Raw genomic sequence first — 542 nt, 5'->3', positions numbered from 1 at the left:
CTGGAACTGCACACCAGAGATGCCACGGTAAACGTAAAGCCCATCTAACGGTACGTGGGGTTCATGGGTCGCTTACGCATCTCTGGCGAGCAGTTCCAAGGCAGCAAGGCTTCGAAGTCTTCTACCGACGAGGCTTGTGGCAGGCGTTCAAGTACGTGGCGCAGCCACGTATAGGGCTCCTGGCCGTTGGCTTTGGCAGTTTCGACCAGGCTGTAGATCTGGGCACTGGCGGTGGCGCCCTTGGGTGTGTCGCTGAACAGCCATGCCTTGCGACCTATCACAAACGGCTTTACTGCTCTTTCGGCGACGTTGTTGTCGATGGGTAAAAAGCCAGCCTCTGTGTAGCGCTCAAGCTTGCTCCAGTTGCTGGCCAGGTAACTGACGGCTCGGCCGAGCACGCTCTGCGGCGTAATCTGCGGATGTGTTTTCTCTAGCCAGCTTTTCAGTTGCGCCAAGACCGGCAAGCTCTTTTCCTGCCGACCGACAAAACGTTGTTCATCGCTTACGTCTTTCAGTTCACGCTCGATACCGTACAGCTTGTT

At 56.3% G+C, this 542-nt stretch carries 1 protein-coding gene; it reads right to left on the bottom strand.

The window, feature by feature from the left end; all coding sequences use genetic code 11:
- Positions 1 to 44: 44 nt before the first annotated feature.
- A partial coding sequence (locus tag QN399_RS26160; RefSeq protein WP_330201932.1) for a transposase occupies positions 45 to 542 on the bottom strand: 498 nt, incomplete at its 5' end.

Source organism: Pseudomonas sp. 10C3 (genome assembly GCF_036346185.1).
In the GTDB taxonomy this organism is placed as follows: Bacteria; Pseudomonadota; Gammaproteobacteria; order Pseudomonadales; family Pseudomonadaceae; genus Aquipseudomonas.
Note: the sequence above shows the minus strand (reverse complement) of the source record. Positions and strands in the feature narration are given on the sequence as shown.